Consider the following 508-nt stretch of genomic DNA (forward strand, 5'->3'; position numbering starts at 1 on the left):
CGCCCTGGAACACAGGTGCCGTGCCGGAGGTGAACTCGACGTGCGTTCCGCTGTGCGCACCGTATACCTGGACCTCGTCCCACAGCACGAGCGAGTAGGCCTTGTCCAGGACCAGTGCCTGCTGTTCCTCGGCCAGCAGGGCGTCCCGCTCCGGACCCGGAGCGGCAGCGCGCTCAGCGGCGAAGATCGCATTGAGCTCCGGATCGCTGGTGTGCGTCATGGTGTTGTTGGCGGGCTCGAAGATCGGGCCGAGGCCCCCGTAGATGAACTGGCGGGTTCCGAAGAACTCCACGTTCGGATCGGGCATGGCCGTGGCGAGGAAGGTGTTGTCACCGGCGCGGTTGTTGAGCTTGACCCCGATCTCGCGCCACTGCTGCTCGATGAGTTCGAAGGCGGGCTTGATCACCACGGAGTTGTTGGAGCTCGTGACGGTGACCTCCAGTTTCACGCCGCCCTTCGCCCGGATGCCGTCCGCTCCGACCTTCCAGCCGGCGGCGTCGAGCAGCTT

The 508-nt window shown here is 65.9% G+C and carries 1 pseudogene; it reads right to left on the minus strand.

From position 1 onward, the window contains the following. Positions 1-508: pseudogene (locus tag CXQ93_RS20325) on the minus strand (ABC transporter substrate-binding protein); the annotation flags it as partial.

It is taken from the genome of Arthrobacter sp. N199823, assembly GCF_002929705.1.
Lineage (GTDB): Bacteria > Actinomycetota > Actinomycetes > Actinomycetales > Micrococcaceae > Specibacter.